This is a genomic window from Mucilaginibacter aquaedulcis (genome assembly GCF_030409325.1).
GTDB lineage: Bacteria > Bacteroidota > Bacteroidia > Sphingobacteriales > Sphingobacteriaceae > Mucilaginibacter > Mucilaginibacter aquaedulcis.
In genome coordinates this window covers 180,429-196,936 of sequence record NZ_JAUFPR010000004.1, presented here as the reverse complement: position 1 = coordinate 196,936, position 16,508 = coordinate 180,429, and the positions used below count along the sequence as shown (strand labels likewise).

At 40.0% G+C, this 16,508-nt stretch carries 12 protein-coding genes; 2 read left to right on the top strand and 10 right to left on the bottom strand.

The features are described 5' to 3' along the window. Positions 1–10: 10 nt before the first annotated feature. Positions 11–1,789 (top strand): DUF6119 family protein, encoded by a 1,779-nt coding sequence (locus QWZ01_RS19085; RefSeq protein ID WP_290326100.1) that lies wholly within the window; start codon positions 11–13, stop codon positions 1,787–1,789. A 388-nt stretch (positions 1,790–2,177) separates the two neighbouring features. Continuing rightward, positions 2,178–3,623, top strand: coding sequence for a hypothetical protein (locus QWZ01_RS19080; protein ID WP_290326099.1), 1,446 nt, complete (start codon positions 2,178–2,180; stop codon positions 3,621–3,623). On the opposite strand, the gene QWZ01_RS19075 is transcribed toward QWZ01_RS19080, so the two are convergent. The 10 genes from QWZ01_RS19075 to QWZ01_RS19030 all read right to left on the bottom strand — a co-directional run bounded on the left by QWZ01_RS19075 (position 3,607) and on the right by QWZ01_RS19030 (position 16,384). Continuing rightward, positions 3,607–4,632: a UvrD-helicase domain-containing protein gene (locus tag QWZ01_RS19075; RefSeq protein ID WP_290326098.1), complete on the bottom strand. Its 1,026-nt coding sequence runs from the start codon at positions 4,630–4,632 to the stop codon at positions 3,607–3,609. The genes QWZ01_RS19080 and QWZ01_RS19075 overlap by 17 nt on opposite strands. Continuing rightward, the gene (locus QWZ01_RS19070; protein WP_290326097.1) at positions 4,617–6,176 is read right to left on the bottom strand and encodes an ATP-dependent nuclease; all 1,560 of its coding nucleotides are present in this window, start codon (positions 6,174–6,176) and stop codon (positions 4,617–4,619) included. Before QWZ01_RS19070 ends, QWZ01_RS19075 begins: the two co-directional genes overlap by 16 nt. Continuing rightward, positions 6,173–6,958 carry a GIY-YIG nuclease family protein gene (locus QWZ01_RS19065; RefSeq protein WP_290326096.1) on the bottom strand — a complete coding sequence of 262 codons (786 nt, stop codon included), beginning with the start codon at positions 6,956–6,958 and terminating at the stop codon, positions 6,173–6,175. Before QWZ01_RS19065 ends, QWZ01_RS19070 begins: the two co-directional genes overlap by 4 nt. Continuing rightward, positions 6,955–7,650, bottom strand: a complete 696-nt coding sequence (locus tag QWZ01_RS19060) for a hypothetical protein (RefSeq protein ID WP_290326095.1) — start codon at positions 7,648–7,650, stop codon at positions 6,955–6,957. The genes QWZ01_RS19065 and QWZ01_RS19060 overlap by 4 nt, the downstream gene beginning before the upstream one ends. Further along, positions 7,650–8,369 carry a hypothetical protein gene (locus QWZ01_RS19055; protein ID WP_290326094.1) on the bottom strand — a complete coding sequence of 240 codons (720 nt, stop codon included), beginning with the start codon at positions 8,367–8,369 and terminating at the stop codon, positions 7,650–7,652. Before QWZ01_RS19055 ends, QWZ01_RS19060 begins: the two co-directional genes overlap by 1 nt. Then, on the bottom strand, positions 8,359–11,058 hold the full coding sequence (locus QWZ01_RS19050) for a DEAD/DEAH box helicase (RefSeq protein ID WP_290326093.1): 2,700 nt from the start codon (positions 11,056–11,058) through the stop codon (positions 8,359–8,361). Before QWZ01_RS19050 ends, QWZ01_RS19055 begins: the two co-directional genes overlap by 11 nt. 2 nt (positions 11,059–11,060) lie before the next feature. After that, positions 11,061–11,987 (bottom strand): Hachiman antiphage defense system protein HamA, encoded by a 927-nt coding sequence (locus tag QWZ01_RS19045; RefSeq protein ID WP_290326092.1) that lies wholly within the window; start codon positions 11,985–11,987, stop codon positions 11,061–11,063. A 466-nt stretch (positions 11,988–12,453) separates the two neighbouring features. After that, entirely contained in the window at positions 12,454–13,497 is a 1,044-nt protein-coding gene (locus QWZ01_RS19040; RefSeq protein WP_290326091.1) for a sensor histidine kinase, read from the bottom strand. Positions 13,498–14,180: 683 nt separating this feature from the next. Then, positions 14,181–14,810, bottom strand: a complete 630-nt coding sequence (locus tag QWZ01_RS19035) for a hypothetical protein (RefSeq protein ID WP_290326090.1) — start codon at positions 14,808–14,810, stop codon at positions 14,181–14,183. Between the two features lie 422 nt (positions 14,811–15,232). Further along, on the bottom strand, positions 15,233–16,384 hold the full coding sequence (locus tag QWZ01_RS19030; RefSeq protein ID WP_290326089.1) for a formylglycine-generating enzyme family protein: 1,152 nt from the start codon (positions 16,382–16,384) through the stop codon (positions 15,233–15,235). Positions 16,385–16,508: the final 124 nt, after the last annotated feature.

The following is a 16,508-nucleotide window of genomic DNA, read 5'->3' as shown; positions in this document are numbered from 1 at the left end:
AACCAATCTTATGCCTATCACCCCGAACGTTTATCAGATCCACAAGGAACATCATGAATTAACCGGGTTCACCACTTTGGAAATCATCGAACACATTGTTAATAGAGGAAGATTAAAACTCCAATTTGACAAAGCCTTTGATGAAAATGATTTGTCGACTTTTCAGCGTGAAGATTTCACTTATCATTTATTTTTGATGAACACTTCGGAGCATGAGTCGGATTGGTCCGAGTTTTTGCCTGAACAGCTTACGGCAGACAATGATTTTACACAACAGAAATTATCGCTGTTACTTTTCATTGAAACTGAATTCCAACTTTACGTTGTGGTAGGTGGTAGTGCTTACACGTTGATTATTCCATATATCGATCATGCTTTTGGTATCACCGCTTATGACCGGATTGTCGAACCGGACAAAGACGAATTAACATCTATCCGAACACGGGGTATCACTGGACAACGCATCGGTATGAATGAACAATTTAGGAATGAATACCGAATGATCAATTTTACAAGGTTCGGTAAATTACCTAAAGAGATTCATGTTAAGCTATGCCGTGAATCGACAGATATATATTTTCCGCGCTTAAAGAATAAAGAGCGAGAGAGGCTGCAATTGACGGTCGGCGCGGGCTTCAGAATTGGTAAAAACCTGGATTTCGATGGTTTACACCAATTAATTGAAGACTTAACGATCGTTGCAACACATCCGCCGAAAGAATACCTAAGTTCTTACCAACCGATAAATGATAATGAAGAAATTCATGAATTGCGAAAACTGTTGATTCATAAACTCTATAATAACCTCGCCGTAATTTACAATGGTAGCCGCTTAGCCAGTGACCGATTCGATTTCGATTTTTGTAATCCTAACCGCATTGATCTTTTTTACGAGGCAGAGACCTATCAAATAAAAGAAAAGACCGAAGAGGGTGGCTATAAGCTTTTTGCAACCTTAGACAATCGCGAAGATATTTTCCACTGCGTGATGGATCGGGCAGTTGAAACAGTGGGGATGAACAGTGAATACAAATTCAGCGATTACCTCTGGGGTGTCCATATCGCCGCACTTAAAGGCGACAAAGTAACTACGAGTTCTGGATTTATGTTTCATTTTGGTGCTGAGCTTTCTTATAAAAACAGCCCTGTATTTTTGATTGACACCAAATGGTATTTCCTTAAAGAACAGTTCATCACCGATTTGATTACCAACGCCCAACATATTTTCCGCACTTACCGCGCCAGGCCGGAAATATTAAAGTTCCCGTGGAATAGGGATGAATTAGCCCAGGAAAGGGAATATAACATTTTGTATGATACAGAACCCGATTACATCGTTTGTGACGCGCTGATCGTTGACGGTGTAGAATTATGCGATGTGATGTACTATGACAAGAAAAACCTTTATTTATGCCATGTTAAAGCAGGCTTCAATTCTAAAGTACGAGAATTAACTAATCAAATACAGATTTCTGCTAGGAGATTAAAAGAAGCTATTAATGGCAATAATAGCAGCTTTTTAGATCATTTCTACGACAAATTGATCAATTCTGGCCGTGATTATAATGATCTTACCCTCAGTAAATTCAAACGTCTTTTCAAAAAGAACATCAATTACCTCCTGGCGATATCTTCTACATTAGTCGAAGATTTGCCCATAGAAGACTATATGGATAAATACGATTCCAACATCGCCCGCTTCTCACTTATTCAATGTTCCCAGGAAATGACTGCCAGTTTTTTCCCTTTATCCGTCTACCAAATCCCGAGATATGAAGACCTTACTTGATGAATAAAAATTCAAAGCCATTACTCTTTTGCGATTGTCGCCAAGGGGTGTAATTGTTCTAATATCCGTTGGCGTTTAAACATCGCAACATCAGGTACTGATGTTAAGGCAATTTTCCAGGAATTTATGCATTGGTGCTTTATATTGAATGATTTCCAACTCTGTATTTTGCAGCTTAAAATAAGGCTCACTGAGCAGCAGCTAAGTTTATCTGCATCTTATATAAGCCAGTGTTTGTTCGCCTTACTCGCAAGGTGCAAAAACTGATATGACAGCAAAAAATCTTATTTTTGAAAAATAAAACAGCTCAAAAATAAAGGAAAAGCCTAAAAAATTAAAAAAAAATATAGTGACAAAACTCTAACGAGTTTTTTATATATAGTGTCATATGACAACCATCGAACGCATCTTAAAAAGAAAAGGTCCGCTGATCAGTAGCGAACTGGCGCAGTTATTAGCAAAAGCTGGAGATATGAGCGTGAACACAGCTAGTCAAAATATATCGCGGGCGAAAGAGGTACTCAAAATCAAAGGTTTTTTTAAGAGCAATCAGTCGTTGATCTATTTGCAGGCACATGCCGACGAAGATCTGGTGTACCCAATTTTGGCAAAGCTTATGTATGAGCATGGATTGAAGTATTGGTATACCTTAAATGCTCTACAACTACATCAAGGCATCATTAGCCAGAAATACTTGACCTGTTATACCAATTACCCTGTGATCCCTTTAAAGGGCCATTTGCCCTTTAAAATCGTGATGCAAAAATTTGTTGCCCAAAATATCGTGGTGTTTAATGGTGATGAATATATACTCTCACCAAAGCTACAAGGAGGGCCACGCAATGGGATGATGAATAAAGCATTGGAAACCGTAAAGGCATATGTGCTAGATAGTTTTCACAACATCACCAAAAATACTGGATTGATTAGTTATAATAGCGGTGAGTTGTTTGCAGAATACGGCAAATTCAATTGGTGTTTTAAGGGCTTATCTCCGATAGTCGGGTTGCGTAACAACGAGAATAATTTTGGCTATTTGCTGGCTGATATTCTGCTGGGGGTCCCGATCTACAAACAGGACGTTCTTTTTTTTATCGCTAAATTGGAGCATATCAAAAGTTTTAAACGGGCGCCTCGCTTATTACCATTTCTTATAGTCGATGATCTGGATAAGGAAGCCTTGGAGTTACTGAAACAAAAAGGGATCGTCGTGGGCTTTATTGGCGAATTATTCGGTGCGAAATATGCCGAAACACTTAAAGAGCTTTTGACGATTTTGAACAATGCCGCCGCCAGCTTAAAAGCCGATCCCGAAAAGTATTTGGACTTGATTAAGCAGTTAAAAACCTATAATGAAGGCCTCTTAGGCAATATTCGGGGTACGCTTTTTGAATATGCGGTGGGCCACATTCATGTATTGGATTGCCAAAGCATGGAGATTGGTCGGGAAATACTTGATCAGTCTGGAACGAAACACGAAATGGATGTTTTAGCGGTTTACAGTGACCGTATTGTGATTGCAGAATGCAAGGGCAAAAAGTCAGAAGTTGAGGAAGAGGATATCGAAGATTGGCTTACCCGTGCCATTCCTGCTTTTAGGGCTTGGGTGGATAGACAGGAAATTTATAAAAAGAAGCGTTTAGAATTTGAATATTGGTCAACTGGTGGCTTTGACGCTGATGCGACCGAAATGCTAGACGACGCGGTTTCCTCTTACCGGAAAAACAAGATCAGTTATTTTGGCCCGAAAGAAATCCGGCAAAAGGTAAAAGATATGGGGAACAAAAAACTAAAGGAAGCCCTTGATAATTACTTCCTTAAACCGGCTGTTTGAATTTTTTGAAATGCTGATCGGATACTAAGGTCAAATTACCTTTTGCGCGGGAGCAGGCAACGTAAAGTTTGTTGCGGGTTTGGGTGGGTAGTTCCTGGATTTTGTTAGTTTGCAAATGGCTCCAGGTCTTTCCATTAAGAACGACACAAACGTCGTTATACTTGTCTTCGCCTTTACAGTCACCCCAATTTTTAGAATAGCAGTTGTATTTGTGATGTTCCTGATAGAAAAGCTTAACGATTTGGACGTCATTATATAGCGCAATGGCTGTTTGTTCGTCGCTTACAATTGTTACGATTTTTTGATCGGTTCGGTGCGACCCAATTTGAATGCCTATTTGCGAGGTGATAAAATCGCAGATCGAGGGACTGCAACGATGGCTTTTGATTAGCGTGGTTGAATCAGTTGTGATACCCATGCTTTTAAATTGGGCCTGGTATTTGGCGTAATCATCATGCAGGCTTTTATTTACGCTGCCATCGCGGCTGGTGTCGAAGGTGTGCTGATAAAAGTCTCCCACGAACAAGATTTGAATTTGAGCGGCTGCCAGCTGTTTTAAAAAATTAAAATCGTGGCCGGCAAAATCCTGTATTTCATCGATGAATAAAACATCAAAGTATTTAACCAGGCGCTGGCGCACTCGTTCTGCAACATCCTTTTCTTCCAATAATTTGGCAATCCTATTGCTATATAAGCGTTGATAACTGTCGAGGTAACGAGCGTCATTTTGGGCGTAGAGATTGGGGTTCGGTTTCCAGTTGATGCCTTTTGCTTTTAGTTTGTAGGATAAAAACGGGCGATAACAAAATTGATATAAAAAATTGAAGTAGGTATAAACTTTGATGTTTTGCGGATAGTGGCCGAACTTGTGCAGTAAACCGTCTTGCAAATTATTAAAATTACTGATCGTGTACGTCAGGATGATTGCCCTGCTTTCTAAATTTAGCTGATTTAAAATATAGGTGGTCTTACCGGCACCGGCTACGGCAAACATCACTTTCTTATCCATTCGATCGCTTGTTTTATATAGTTAGGTACCTTAATATCGCTGCTTTTTTTGTCCAGCAGTTCGAACGCCGCATCAGTTTTATTTTTGGTCATATAATCTTGAACACTTAATGTAGTTCGTTCGGCGGCAAATAATTCTTCGCAAGTGTCCTTGTTATCCTCGTAAAGACAAACCTCGAAAGTATGACGGGCATTATCGGTATCGCCAAAAACATGGATAATTTCACTAGTGAAATTTTTGTAGCGGTCTACGCAGTACAATTGATAATCGTGATCGTTATCGCGGATGACAGCGGTTTTGATGCTGAGCAACTTCGCAAGTTCTAAATAACGTTTAAAACTTGTTCCGCCGATGGAAATCACATGAACAAAATCGGCTTCGGGCACCGAATTACAAACTCTTTTATAAAATGCTTCCATCAACATAAACTCGGCATCACCTTCGACCAACACCACCTTTTTGGATAGGATAAATTCCATGATGTTATTGTCCGGGGCTTTCATGAAAAATCTTGCCGTGGGCAGGCTCAGCTTATCAAGTAAAACGACGTTGTGAGAGTTATGGTTCAGTAGGATGGCTTTACGCAAATCCAGGCGGGTACTGACCATCGTATTGTGTGTAGTAATGAAAACTTGTTTTTGCTCGGTATCCCTTATCTTTTGAATGAGCCTTTTCATGTGCTGGTGGCTCAAATGATTTTCCGGCTCTTCGATTAGAACTATATCGAGTTTACTATTCTTTTTATTGATTGCGAAATCTGTTTTGATAAAACACTGCCGGCCTTTGCCTTTGTTTTCAATATAGATATTGTCTTCTTTTAAGGTCAGGTCAGTCTCCAAGTTTGCTTTGGAATTATTGCGGATGGCAAACGCGTAATCCGTTAGTTTGTCGTTAAGGTCTTGCAATATTGACTCTTTGAAAGCATCCTTGTGTTTGCGGTACTCATTGTGATGTTTACTTTTCTCCGCATTATTAGCATTACTCCCGTACATCGATTTGACAAACTCTTTCGTTGCATATTCGTTGCTGATCTGGGAATTGTCTATCAAAAGATGTTTGATATATTTTCGGTAGCCTGAATAAGGCAGCCCTGAAAAAGTTTTGAAGGTCACTGCATAAAACTCATAAGGGAAGTTTGCTTCTGGTTGCTTCAAAATTTCTCGTATTTCTTTGCTATATTCATGATCAGGCTCGCACAACATGCGCAGGCCGATATGATTGCGCTCTTCAGAATTCACTTCCCCTTCCAAATCCATGTTCCCCTGCTCGTTGAGGTAGAGTTCAACAAACATCTCTGGCAGCTTGGCATAAGCTTTATCGGATGCTAAAAATTCATCGATCACCTCCTGATTAAACAAACAATCCAAACCCAAGGTGTCAATTTTACTGCGGCTTCCGCTAAACACGATATCAATAGCGGTTAATATCGAACTTTTTCCAGCTTCATTATCGCCGATCAGCAAATTCAAATCCGGGTCGAATGGGCAACTAAAATCGTCGAACCTTTTAAAATTCTTGAGTTTGATTTTGTTGATACATTTCATTGGGCAACAAGATTATTCATGAATTGCTCGATTTCGGTGAGGTCTTTAAAATTCAAATTAAACCACTCTCCGCGAACGCGTTTGGCTTTATATAACTGGTGAAGTTCTTTTTCAACCGTGTTGGGGCATGGCCATTTAGCCACCAAATGAACGCACGGTTCTTTTGAATGTAAGGTACGTTCCCGATAAGCAGGATTTTTACTGAAACCTATTTTAAAACACGAAGTGTCGGTGTTGATCATCAAGTATACAAATGACGAACCCTCGGAGGACGTTTGATGGTTATTTTGGAAGAAATCACGGTAAAATATTACTTTATCAATGAACTCAACTTTAATAATTCCTTTCTGCGTTGGTGCAAACATCACAGCATCCTTACCCGCGAATGGCTCTAATTCAAAATTCGTGACGGTAAAATACCCATCCTTTTCTAAAAAGCCTCTTAATTTTTTTTGGTAGGTATTGAAAGCATCGACCGGTTCAATTTCTTCGTAATCCCTAGCGATCAGTACGCAAAACCGTAACAATAGGCCATAATAATTTGGATCAGCAATTCTTAATTCGATGAGGTCGCCTTTTAATTCTTTCTGCCCATCTATAAAAAACATACTGACGATGAGGCCCTTGATGTCTTTCTCCAGGTTAACACCGAGGCAATGTTTATCTATCCCCGCCATTACATTGTTGATCGGGCCATTATCAGCGGCATTGAAAGCTTCGATATCTTCGCGGAATAGCCTGAAACAACATTGGTAAAATAGGTCGTCAACTTCCTCGTTCATTTTTTCATTTTTTTATTGGCTAAATCACTGATCTTCCAAAGCTGATAATTAATGTTGTAAAGCAATTTGAAGGTTTTGCACGCTTGCTCCAATAGCGTATCCCAATCGGTATGAAAGTTCCATTTGATAGTGAAATGGCCGATTTCCATAAAATCAGGTTGCTGATAATTGCTCTGGTTCATTTTTTCGACCTGGTATAACATAAAAGTTCTCAGCATTTGAAACACCATACTGGTCTTATTTTCGAAATAAGGCTTTTCTGAGGCACTTAACCTCCCCATGCCCGAAAATTCAAATTCGCCGTAGCGTTTTAGCTCAAGAATCATTGTCCAAAATTCATCTGTCATAAAGCGCAGGTTGTGCCCATGGTAGATATAGGTTTCTAAATAGAAGTTATCTTCGTTCGTACCCCAATAAAAGGTCATATCCATTTTTTCGGATTTCAGCAAGAGCACTTGGCCGGCAAAGTTGAGGTGGCATTTTGAGGTATCCCACTTATCCTTGAAATTGCCGTAACTAAAAAAGTTCGCGGCAATGTCCATGAGCAACTCGTTGCTCTGAAAAAAGATCCGCTCATTTTCTTCGCGGCTGATACTGCTTGGTTCAAATTGCATTTGCAGGTACTCATCGAATTGGCGGTCCCAAACGGGTTGTTTATGGGCGTTTGCGGCAATGATTTTATCGATGTCCATTAGAGGCGTGTTAAATAATATTCAAAATCTTTATTTTTAGGATTGCCGCTAAAATCGACTTCATAAAAACGCAAGTGTTGGTTGGGCACTGGCATAACGATGCAAAAATTGCAGAATTGCAATTGTTCGAATTGCTCGTGTTGCGATCGTTTCGGCAATGTTTTACGCATACGATCTAGCATAGCCGTTGCATCTCCACCATCTTCTAGTAACAGCGCGCTATCCAGTACGGCCATCACTTCGATCATGATGGGCTTGGCCGGCTTTTCTAAATGTTGCCGAATACCCATAACGTCTAAGCCTTCGGGAAACTCGGGTTCACAACCGTCATTAATCAATACGCTCAGCAAGATCAAACATTTTTCCAGTAACTCACTCCCGACCTTATTCAAACAAGCATAATAGGCGGCGCGCAGTGCGCTCGCTGAAACATAAACACCGTCGTGACGATAATTTAATAAACGACCTTCATATAGCATATCGCTTTGCGCGATTGCGGCTTCTATGGAGGTGCGGTTAATATCTAAAATCGGGTGCCAGATATTTTGTTGCTGAATATGCTGATAGAGGAAGGTTAGCATTGCCAGCAATTTATAATCTTTAGCCGGGCTGATTGTTCCCAAGCCGGTTTTACGAATTGAGTCCAAAAAAATAGTGGAAGTACCATGCCAAAAACTGGAGCCATTCCAGCTAACGTCTTTATAAATATCAAGGTTCATCGGTGATCTGTTTAGGTTTCTCATAACGTAGCAATCGCATGCGTTTCAAATAACGGTTGTAAATAGGTTTGAGCGGGAGACGGTCTTTGGTGGCCAGCCAGGTAAATACATCTTCCCCCTCGGGGTGGCGTTCCTTTTCGTATTCTGCAAAAACCTTGAGCGCAATGCTCCTTGATACCCCACGGGATATCAAAGCGATAACCACATTTTGGGTAGTGCCTAATTCTAACATGGTCGGTAATGCCAGCGAAAATTTGAAGCGTACTTTTTGCTCATCGCTCATCTGGGGCTCCAGCAAATCGTTCAATAGTTTCAGGTATTTCACCAAAATATGGGTAACAACTACCGAATTTGTTTTGATCACGATGCCGATGCGTTTATTCACATCTTTGGGGTCACTCGGGTCGATGCGTTCTTCGGGTATACGGTGCGTTTTATGAAATTCGAGGTCACGCTCGATGATCTCGTGAATGCTTTTATTTTGCAGCCAATGATAAGCGTTCAAGGCCAACTGGCGCGCGCTCATGCCAATACCGTATTTCCAATAGGATTCACTGGTCATCTTAAAAATCTCGTTCAATCTGACGATCACACTCTCCAGTTGCAAATAGAACGTCCATTCCGAATAAGGCCAAAGCGCCTTGTCTTCCGGTTCTATGTAATCATGGAAGTTTTTGTTTTCTGTCGCTGAATAGATCACCCAATGTTCGACACCATCCTGCAGGATTTGCCGGAATAACTCATCTTGAAGCAAAGGATCGATGGTCGGATTTAATTTAAGCAACTCGCGAGGTATTTCGATGTCGGCTGTCTGCTTTTGCAAAGCGGCCTCCAGCCGTTCAATCTCGGTTTGGCTTAAATTCTTAGCTGTTAAGTAGGCGTTTAATTCTTCTGGACTGCGCAAATATTTTTGCAGAAAAAATACGGCCGCGCTGCGCTGCTGCTTATGACTGATCGTAGCCGTCTCGCGATTGATTTCAAATAACAATTCATCCGGTTTCTCCAGCGCTATTTCGCCCGCCGTTTTCACTACCTTCTTGGCAGGCGAGTGATATAATTCTTGGGACCATTCGTTTTCACCGCGCTCGATGCAATAGATTGTCCCATAAAGCGAATCTTTGATTCGCCCAGCGCGGCCAATTAAGTTGCCGAAATCAAACGGGCTTAATTTAATATTGCGCTTATGGGGGTCGGGAATGAAAAGGTTATTGGCCGGTAAATTTACGCCCTGCAATAAAGTAGTGGTACAAAACAGGTTTTTGATGGAGCCATCCAAAAAACAATCCTCGATTTCTTTGCGGATAATTTCGGGCAGGTTGCCATGGTGATAAGCCGTTTGATTATAAAGACACGGGATCAATTGATAAAGCGGATGAATTTCGTCTTCTACAAATTCAATCAATTCCCGCAAGCCGGGGTCGATATCGTCGGATTTAGCTCGGGATGCTGCAAACAATTTTGCCCAATCCGTGGCCAGGTTACCTTTCGGGCAATAAATAATATTTTGATCACCCTCCTTGCTGCATAAGCCGATCAACGCTTGCAACCCGTCACCGACATTTTTGCGGAACCGCTCCGCAAAATTAGAGGTTGTAGCAATTGTTCGGGTTTGGAATCTATTCAGTGTGCTGCTGATGGATACTTCTAAATTATTTTTTAAGGGTTTAACAGTTGTTTTGATCTGGAATACCGGTGAAACAGTCGTTTCCACGATTTGCCCATTCGGGCCAAAAACCGAGCCGTAAAGTGCGGCCGGCGCATCAATATTCGGGCCAGCTGCTACCACTTTCGCGTTTGGAAAAAGCACCGCCAGTTCATTAAAAACAAACTCGAATAAGGAACCCCGACCCTGAGTATCTTCCACATTCTGAATTTCGTCGACGAATATAAAATCGATCTTGAAATCAGTCAGCCAGCGCATTTTTAATAAGCGCAGGCATCGCTCCGGTGTGAGAATAAAGATCTCCCGACGCGGTGTCTCCACATCGTCCTGGATAAAAACGGTTTTTATTGATACCGTGCTCAAATCGACCTCGTTACGTAGGTCTTCACTCACCTGATTGATGAGTGCACGGGAAGGTACAATATAAACGGCCGAATATTCTTCTACGGAGGACAGTTTGGCACTGATGAACTTTTTGATCACAAATGACTTACCAGAAGAAGTTGGCCCCGAAATGGCCAGGTGGTTATTTGCTTCCAGTTTATCCCATAACGAACGTTGAAAACGCGTGGCCGCGATCAAATTGTCGCTTGTTAATATAGAACTATCAAATCGCTCAATCTCCATTTCCATGGTTAAAGCAGGGTCAAATACTTTAGTCGGGCGATCCACAGAAAGCATGCGCGAACCCAAATTGATTTGATTGTTACGTAGTAACTTGGCCCCCGTTAAGTTACCGAGTCGTGAAAACAACACATAAGCAACTCGCATATAATCCAAACTATCCACATTGTTCAAATAGATAAGCGAGGAGATTAGTTGCGCTTTATTACGCTGATCATCATGGCGGCTCTGCGCTAAAATGGATGCCAGCCAAATCGCTTTACGCAGGTCGTCGAACATAATTGGCTTTTGCGGCTGTCCTAATACGCGATAAAAAAATTGATTGTACGTCAGATCATCGATCACTTGGTTTAAAACCGGGTGTAGCGCAATTTCATTCAACAGTTCCTCGTTACCCTCCATGATTAACTCCTTTGAAAAGGGGCGTGGTGGATTCGCTGATACATTGCATCACGAAACTCATCGACCGACCGGCAGGGTAAAACAAAAAAATCTAAATACACCTTCCCGACATTGGGATGCTTTTCGTATTGGGCCTGTACCTTCTCCAAATATTTTTTCTCGTTTCCTTGAAGTCTTTTACGAATAGCAGCAGATAAATCAGCTGGCGATGCGGCCGCTAATTCCAATTTATCGTAAGCACTACTGTACATGATCATCACAGGATGGATCAAAACTTGCTCATGAAATTCCGACTTGGTTGGCGTTAGTCGGTTATAAAGTTCATCTATCGAATGATGTGTCGTACTGATAAATTGTTGGGCGACAATTAACTCCTGGTCTAAAAATTTAGGACCACCATCCTCATTATAATACCGAGCTAACGACTTGAAAGCGTCCGTTAAGCCAGCTGCTAGACCTCCTATTACTTTCGATTCACCGATCAAAAAAGCAGGATGTGATTTGCCATCTATTACATAGTCTCCGACAAAAACTCCATCACCTCCCTTTACCTGGTCATTAAAATTACTCAAAGAAGAAAGCTTATGGGCAACCATCTTACAACCTAATACGCTTTCTACCAACACGAAAAGCAATAGTTCGCCATATTTACCATCAGTTTGCGGATCTTTAAAGCCGAAGCGCTGACCGGCATTGACTCCTGCCCAAACCGGATCTTTCTCGATCTCATCCGACCCATAAACAAAATAAGCCAATGAGCGGTGCAAAACTTCGCATATTCCATTCACGAGCAACTGTGTACCCGAAGGTTTTATAGTATAAAAGCGTAAAGTGATTTTATGATCGATCTCAACAAACTGCTCTTCCAGCTGATCTTTGATCAACTGACGATCGATTTTGATATGTGTGGACCAGTCTTCTGAAAACATTAATGATTAGGAGGTTGAAGGTCAGGTTAAACTAAAAAAGTAAATATATCGGATTATAATCACATGAATGAAATAATACCAAACAAATATATTTTAGAAAAACTGAATTTCAACCGATTATAACTTATTTTCAATCGAGACGAGCCCCTTTATACTTTTCCCCACGTACTTTTTCACGGCCATATCTAATGACCCAGATTTCATCAAATAATATTTTTTCATAACTTTGATGAAATCCATTTGCATTCAATTAGTTGCAAAAAATAGGTGAGCATCTGGTGAGCACCAGGTTTTTAGGAATCAAAAACATTGTAATTCAACGATATAAGGACATGGTTCGAGTCCCGTCCATTCCGCTAAAGTGTGAAAGCCTTACTGAAAAGTAAGGCTTTTTGTTTTTTCAGGATGTGTTGGAGCCTTTCTTATTTTCGGATTAAGCAGAATAATTCAACTTCTATTAAATATTCTAAATTAGTTCGGGTAAATTAATTATAAATGTAGTATGGCCCTCCTCTGCAGATTCTGCGTGTATCTCTCCACCATGGGCCTTTATAATATCATAACTTAAAGATAGTCCCAGTCCTGTTCCCTGACCCGTAGGCTTGGTTGTGAAAAAAGGATGAAATATCTTACTAATTATCGTTTGCGAAATGCCTGTACCATTATCGCTTATGGTAATTTGAATATTACCGCCATTTTTTTTTGTGGTCAAGGAAACCATGGGCGAGTAACTTGCGCCTAAATTATTTTTTTTCTCGTTAACTGCGTAAAAAGCGTTGCTAAACAGGTTTAAGAAAACTTTTTGCATCGACTGGGGAATAAGGGGGACTTTGCTAATACTGTCATCAAAAAAAGTGTTTACAGATGTGCTAAAACCGGCATCTTTTTGATTAAAACTTTTGTAGCTTATTTGTAATGCCTCATTGGCCAGTTTGTTGAGGTCTGTTGGTTCTTTTTGCCCGGTGACGCCTTTCGAATGTTCTAACATTCCCTTCACGATACTATCAGCACGTTTGCCATGGTTATTGATCATTTCCAAATTTTGCTGAAGGTCATCTGCAAGGCCTGCCACATCTTCCAGATTCCCATCTTCTAATCCTTGTTTCAGCTCGTTGATCAACTCCATGTTTATTTCCGAGAAGTTATTTACAAAATTCAGCGGGTTTTGTATTTCATGCGCAATTCCGGCTGTCATTTCCCCAAGCGAAGCCATTTTTTCTTTTTCTATCAATTGTAACTGTGTTAGTTTAAGCTCATGGAGCGATTTCTGTAATTCCTTCGTTTGAAATCGTAATTCTTTGGTTCTTTCTTCAACACGTTGCTCCAACAATAAATTTTGCTCAATAAGGCTTTGCTTTTGCTCTTCGTGCAGATCATGAAGGTCCCGGTGATACTGAAGTTTTTTTCGCTGGCTGATAATAAAAACGATCAGGAAGCTGGTAAAAAGCAGTACCATGCCTGATATACCAAATAAAACCCTGTATTCTATATCAATTTCCAACAATTGCATATTCTTCAGAATTTGTGTAAAAACCTCTCGTTATAAACAGACATAGAATGATATATGACACATTGTGAATGTCCCAGATATTGTTTGCCAGATCGGGATTTTGTGTGATCATGGGAACGTAGAATAAAAACACGAAGAAGTTGACTACAACATATATGCTTAACCCGGTTACAACCCAAAAAACAGGGCTTTTAAATGCTGCTTCTTCCTCATCATTTAGCACGGTTAAATAATAAAGCATACAAAAGATCAATAAAAGGTAAGCCTCTGCCGAAAATAGGTTACCACTTAAATGATCAGGCAGGAAAAATTTCTCGAAAAAAAGGAAGTCTATTGCCAGGAACAAAATAAAAATAACGATGATGATATTTTTTAATCTTTTATATTGATGTTGTTGAACGGAAAGAAAAAAATAGCTAAAGCAAACAAATCGGATAACAGAGTGAATATTATAAACCGGGTTATTACTTTGAAGGAATAATGGAAAGTGAAGCGATTTTTTAAAATCGCCGATGATATCCCCAAACAAATTAAGCGCAAGCGCAATCCATAAGTATATCACCACTGAATTTAAAAAAGAGGGTTGTTTTTTATGAAATAGCCAAACCAAAAGAGGTATGAATAGAGCCCATACCTCAGACCAGTCAAAGAATAGCCTTATGATCTTATTCATTGCTAAATTACTACCGAGGAGGTGAGGGATTTGGAGTGTCAGTTATTTTGGCTGCTGAAATTATCTTATTATCTTTATCTGCTCCCCAAATTTCATAATAAACATATGATCCCACTCCAAACAGTCCTACAGATTTAATTTTGGCATGAAATTGATAAAATTTGTAGTGTCCGGTACGGTTGGAATCCAAAAGTGTTTTGAAACGATCATTGCTTAAATGAAAACTGGCTAAAAGCACCTTCTGACCAGTTAAATCTTTGTATGCTTTATTAACTTTAAGGATTTCACCGTCATTAAAATGATTATTATTCATGTTAATTTTTTTCGGCCATGCATAAAGTGTTAATTCATTTGAAGAATTGTGATAATATTGAAAAGTAATGACCCAATCTGTTGCTTTAGTTAATAAGCGCCCCATTTGTGCCTGGGTTAAGTATAAGTGATAGATTGTTTGTGCTTTACAATCAATTGACAGCATCAAAAAAAACAAAAAGGTACAGCCAAAAATCGGCATCAATTTTTTTTCATCTTGCAGGTTGTTTAGGTAAAAATTGAAAATTAGTTTATTTTTGGTGGCAGTACCATGATCATTTTGTATTACCTGTTTTTGGTAATGATCTATGGATTTTATTGGTATCAAAATCGATAATGAACAGAGCCTTATTAAACTTGAAATACTTTTTGTGATGGTAGTATCTAAGATTTCAAACGCGGTTGAAATATAAAAGCTGAAATATTTTATTAAATTAAATACTTTCTATTTTAATTCAAATAGTTATAAATATATATAGGAGAACTGCTATCATTTTGTAAAGTTTTGTATCAGTTTTGCTAATATAAATAGCTCATTTACAATAATAAATGATGCGAATGTTTTTCTTTAAGAAAAGATGAACTTCAGTAGGGGGCATATTATTGGCTTGAATTTAATTCTGTCGAATACGCTAAAAATATATATAATTTGATGTAAGCTGTCAAGGCCTCACGATCTGTTTATAATATGAAATTTTGAGCTGTTAAGTTTCGACTCGTAGGCCACCTGCTAATCTTTACTCTTTGATTTTATTTATCCTGAACACAACGGAAGCCTAAATGCTCCATACCGCTATCTTCCGTGCTTTTCATGCGGCGGGCTACCCTGTAGCCTGAGCAGTAGCTATCGTTGCATAAATAAGACCCTCCTCTGATCACTCGTTTTTGGGCATTAGGCTCGTCGGGGTCGAAGCTGGTTGCAGGGCCCCCGGGGTTTGATATACCCGCAGGCTGGCTTATAGTGCTGTAATATTTGTTATTATAAAGATCGTTGCACCATTCCCAAACGTTGCCGGCCATATCGTACAATCCATATCCATTGGGGGCAAATGTTTTAACGGGGGCCGCAAAGTAAAACTTGTCTGTAAGCAGGTTTTTGTAAGGGAAGTTGCCTTGCCACGTATTTGCCTTAGGTTTACCAGCGTCTACGCCTTCATTCCCCCATGGATAAATATTATTGTTTAAGTCACCACGGGCGGCCCATTCCCACTCAGCTTCACGGGGCAATCTTTTTCCGGCCCATTTGCAGTATGCCTGCGCATCGTACCAGGAAACCTGTACTACCGGGTAATTGGCTTTTCCCTTCAAATCGCTTCCGGGGCCATGCGGATGTTTCCAGCTGGCACCGGATTGCCATGACCACCATTGTCCATAATCATTTAAATCAACTGCTTGTTTGGGCGATGTGAATACCAGCGACGCAGGTACTAAAAGTTTATCATCAGGTTTAGGAGTACCTGGAGGGAGCTGTTTTTTAAGTTCATTCCAGTCGGGCTTTTTTTCGGCGGTAGTAATGTATCCTGTGGCTTTAACAAACTGAGCGAACTGTGCATTGGTAACTTCGGTAGCATCTATCCAAAAACCAGATACCGTAACCTTGTGTTTGGGGTATTCATCATCGGCAGCTTGTTTGTTATCAGCGCCCATCATGAATGTTCCTGTATTTATCCATACCATTCCTTCATGTGAGCCTTTGTTGGCAGATGAAACGCTTAGCGAATTTGCCCTCTGAGTTTCCAAACTGGCAAATCTTGCAGGTATGTTTGATTCACAGCATATCTTACTACCCTTTTTTTGCGATACTAATTGCTGCTTTGCATTTAAGTTAGATTGTTTTTTCTGTGTACAAGCCACGCAAATAACAAGCAGTATGTAAATAAGATATTTAACCCTTTGATGCATTTATGGTATCGTATGAGATATTATTATAGCAGGCCTATTAAGTCATTCGGTTTACTAAAATATGTTTTTCACCTATACCGTCTTCCATGTAACAAAATTAATTGGATCGACCTGTTTCGTTAAA

Bases quoted from the DNA above. Each gene is read 5' to 3' on its own strand.
- QWZ01_RS19085 (WP_290326100.1), top strand. From the start codon at position 11: ATGCCTATCACCCCGAACGTTTATCAGATCCACAAGGAACATCATGAA.
- QWZ01_RS19080 (WP_290326099.1), top strand. From the start codon at position 2,178: ATGACAACCATCGAACGCATCTTAAAAAGAAAAGGTCCGCTGATCAGT.
- QWZ01_RS19075 (WP_290326098.1), bottom strand. From the start codon at position 4,632: ATGGATAAGAAAGTGATGTTTGCCGTAGCCGGTGCCGGTAAGACCACC.
- QWZ01_RS19070 (WP_290326097.1), bottom strand. From the start codon at position 6,176: ATGAAATGTATCAACAAAATCAAACTCAAGAATTTTAAAAGGTTCGAC.
- QWZ01_RS19065 (WP_290326096.1), bottom strand. From the start codon at position 6,958: ATGAACGAGGAAGTTGACGACCTATTTTACCAATGTTGTTTCAGGCTA.
- QWZ01_RS19060 (WP_290326095.1), bottom strand. From the start codon at position 7,650: ATGGACATCGATAAAATCATTGCCGCAAACGCCCATAAACAACCCGTT.
- QWZ01_RS19055 (WP_290326094.1), bottom strand. From the start codon at position 8,369: ATGAACCTTGATATTTATAAAGACGTTAGCTGGAATGGCTCCAGTTTT.
- QWZ01_RS19050 (WP_290326093.1), bottom strand. From the start codon at position 11,058: ATGGAGGGTAACGAGGAACTGTTGAATGAAATTGCGCTACACCCGGTT.
- QWZ01_RS19045 (WP_290326092.1), bottom strand. From the start codon at position 11,987: ATGTTTTCAGAAGACTGGTCCACACATATCAAAATCGATCGTCAGTTG.
- QWZ01_RS19040 (WP_290326091.1), bottom strand. From the start codon at position 13,497: ATGCAATTGTTGGAAATTGATATAGAATACAGGGTTTTATTTGGTATA.
- QWZ01_RS19030 (WP_290326089.1), bottom strand. From the start codon at position 16,384: ATGCATCAAAGGGTTAAATATCTTATTTACATACTGCTTGTTATTTGC.